The 3,154-nt window shown below is 55.1% G+C and carries 2 protein-coding genes and 1 rRNA gene; 1 reads left to right on the forward strand and 2 read right to left on the reverse strand.

Annotated features, from left to right (window positions below; all coding sequences use genetic code 11):
* Window positions 1-103: ribosomal RNA gene (rrf, locus tag GM655_RS22420) — 5S ribosomal RNA — on the forward strand; the annotation flags it as partial.
* Window positions 104-193: 90 nt separating this feature from the next.
* Here the strand turns inward: rrf and GM655_RS22425 are convergent.
* Window positions 194-1,405 (reverse strand): sensor histidine kinase, encoded by a 1,212-nt coding sequence (locus tag GM655_RS22425; RefSeq protein WP_155436878.1) that lies wholly within the window; start codon window positions 1,403-1,405, stop codon window positions 194-196.
* Between the two features lie 82 nt (window positions 1,406-1,487).
* Window positions 1,488-2,852 (reverse strand): sodium-dependent transporter, encoded by a 1,365-nt coding sequence (locus GM655_RS22430; RefSeq protein ID WP_155436879.1) that lies wholly within the window; start codon window positions 2,850-2,852, stop codon window positions 1,488-1,490.
* Window positions 2,853-3,154: the final 302 nt, after the last annotated feature.

The raw sequence follows: 3,154 nt of genomic DNA on the forward strand, positions 1-3,154 counted from the left end.
ATAGCAAGTTGGTCCCACCCCTTCCCATCCCGAACAGGACCGTGAAACAACTCTGCGCCGATGATAGTGCTGCAACCAGTGTGAAAGTAGGTTATCGTCAAGCTAGTTATTAAGAAAAACCCCCTTCAGCCTTTTGGCCGTTGGGGGTTTTTTGCTTTGCGCGCTGATTTTTGAGACCGGGGAGGAGTAAGGCTTAGCGCACAGGTGCCGAGATCGGCAGCGTGAGCGTGAATCGGGTGCCGCCACCCAACTCACTGACGACATCGATACTGCCGCCAAGAATCTCGACGACAATGTTGTGTACGATGTGCAGGCCCAGGCCTGAGCCGCCTACACCCAGCTTGGTTGTGAAAAAGGGATCGAAGATACGCGCCAGATCGTCCTTACTGATGCCGACGCCATGATCTTCCACGCAGAGTGTGACCCAACCCTGTCCGTTCTCGCTGGCCGCGATATCGATCAGGCCGACATTGCGCCCATCATAGCCATGCAATATCGCGTTGTTCACCAAGTTGGTGAGCACCTGCCCCAGCGGGCCGGGGTAACTCTCCATCATGATGTCGTCAGGAATACGCTGCTGGATAACAAAGGGTGTGCGTTTGATCGTTGGCTGTAGTGTTAGCACATTGCCGGCCACTACCTCTGCAAGCAGGAAACTGCGTCGTTGCGAGCTGGTCTGATCGACGGCAACCTGCTTGAAGTTGGTGACGATATCGGCCGCCCGATTCAGGTTGCGGCTGAGAATTTCTGTGGTTAGCTGCGCGTTCTTGATGAAGAACTCGAACTCTTTGCGCGTGACGCCACCTTCATGCTGGAGATGGTGGCTGATGTCGTTTGCCTGCACTTCGAAGGTGGTGGCTGCCATCAGGCTGTTACCGATAGGCGTGTTCAATTCGTGGGCGATGCCCGCCACCATGGCCCCTAGGCCGGCCAACTTCTCATTGCGCACTAGATCTTCACGGGCTTTCGCCAGTGCTGCGACCATGTCCTGCAGTTCGCGATTGGCTTTGCGTAAGGCCAGATGGGTATTGATGCGTGCCAGTACTTCTTCGATCTGGAAGGGCTTGGTGATGTAGTCCACCCCGCCCGCATCAAAGCCAGCAACCTTTTGTTTGGGATCGGTGAGCCCCGTCATGAAGATGACGGGGATATCTCGTGTTGCCTTGCTGGCTTTCAGGCGCCGGCATGCTTCGAAGCCATCGACACCGGGCATGACAACATCGAGCAGTATCAGATCTGGCTCGGCAAATTCTGCGCGCATCAGACCTTCGGCAGCGCTTTGCGCCAGAACGATCATGAAACCGTGGCGTTCCAGCCTATCGAGCAGGGCAGCGAGGTACGATAAAGAGTCATCAACGATAAGGATCGTTGGAGCTGGCAGTACGGGGACCTCGCTTTGGTTCATCTCGCAGCCTGACAAATTCACAGTCCAGACAGTATAGGCATACTGTCCTGAACAATGTGAAAAATTGCCGGCTGTGTTGTGTTTAGAACAAATTCAGCCCCTTGAGCATCACCAGCAGAATCAGCACCGGGGAAATGAAGCGCAACAAGAAGAGCACAACGGCAATGGTGCGCGCGTTGGCAAGCTGGCCATGGTTGGACAGCGCCGCAGTGAATTGATCGCGACCCCAGATCCAGCCGGCGAACAAAGCCAGCAATATACCGCCTAGTGGCAACAGTACATTCGACGATAGGAAGTCGAACAGGTCGAACAGGTTCATCCCGGCGATCTTGAAGTCGGCCAGCACGCTACCTGTCAGGGCGCAAGTAGAGCCCGTTACCATCAGAATGGCGATCGACAGTATGGTGGCGCGGGTGCGGCTGATGTGCAGGCGCTCGTGCAGGATCACCACCGGTACTTCCAGTAAGGACAGCATGGCGCCAGTTGCTGCGACGGAAGCGAGAATGAAGAAGGCCACCATCAGCAAGTGGCCGCCAGGGATCTGGGAGAATACGGCAGGGATGGTTATGAACACCAGTGCCGGGCCGGCCGCAGGTGCGAAGCCGAAAGTAAATACCGCAGGGAAGATGGCGATACCGGCCAGCATGGACACGCAGAGGTCGGCGGCCATCACACGTAGCGTAGTTTGCGGAATATTCTGGTCGTCGCGGAAGTAGGAGCCATAGGTCATCATGGTGCCCATGCCCAACGACAGCTTGAAGAAGGCCAGACCCATGGCCGTCAGAATTACGCCGGCAGTCACTTTGCTGAAATCAGGGCGGAACAGGAAGGCCAAGCCATCGCCAGCTTTATCCAGTGTCAGGCTGACTGCGCACAACACCAGCAGTAGCAGGAACAGAATAGGCATCAATTTCTTGGCAATGCCTTCGATGCCTTTGGTGACACCCATCAGCAATATGCCACCGATAAAGAACAGCACACACCACTGCCACAGCAGCGATTGCACGGGATCGGCCGTCAGCGCGCTGAAAGCCGCTTCGGTAACATGGCGGTCGCTACTGAGCAGCGAACCACCCATCGCTTTGAAGACATAGGCAAATACCCATGCCACCACTTCGGAATAGAAAGACAGAATCAGGAAGGCGGCGGCGAGACCGGCAACGCCAACCAGCCACCAAGGCAGACGCTTCTGGGTATCGAGTGTCTGTAAAGCGGAGATAGGGTTGGCCTTGGCCGCGCGTCCCATGGTGATCTCCGCAATCATGACGGGCAGACCGATTACGAGTGTGGCCAGCAGATAGACCAGCAGGAAGCCTGCGCCGCCATTAGCGCCTGTGAGGTAAGGAAACTTCCAGATATTTCCGAGGCCAACGGCGGAGCCTAGCGTTGCGGCGAGTACGCCGAAGCTCGAGCTGAAGCCGCCTCGTTTAATGTTGTTATTGTTCATGGCATTAATCCCACGGTGTTTGCAAAAAAGGAAGCGATTGTAGCACCGCGAAATTTACTCTTGCCGAAGGTGCTGGTCGTTTGCTATAGTTCGCCCCCTCGCAAAACAAAGCGCCCAGCGCTGAGTTGAACGAGAAAAAAGTAGGGGTTGACGAAACGATCTAAACGCTTCATAATCTTGCCTCTTCGCTGATGAACACAACGCTTCTCAGCAAGCAGTACCAAAGAAAAGTTCTTTAAAAATTCACAGTCGATAAGTGTGGACGTTTGATGAAAGTGCACACGAAGCTAGTCTTCGTGATA

It is taken from the genome of Pseudoduganella danionis, assembly GCF_009720775.1.
In the GTDB taxonomy this organism is placed as follows: Bacteria; Pseudomonadota; Gammaproteobacteria; order Burkholderiales; family Burkholderiaceae_D; genus Rugamonas; species Rugamonas danionis.

Excerpts from the sequence above, each read along its gene's own strand:
- GM655_RS22430 (WP_155436879.1), bottom strand. The coding sequence starts at position 2,852 with ATGAACAATAACAACATTAAACGAGGCGGCTTCAGCTCGAGCTTCGGC.
- GM655_RS22425 (WP_155436878.1), bottom strand. The coding sequence starts at position 1,405 with ATGAACCAAAGCGAGGTCCCCGTACTGCCAGCTCCAACGATCCTTATC.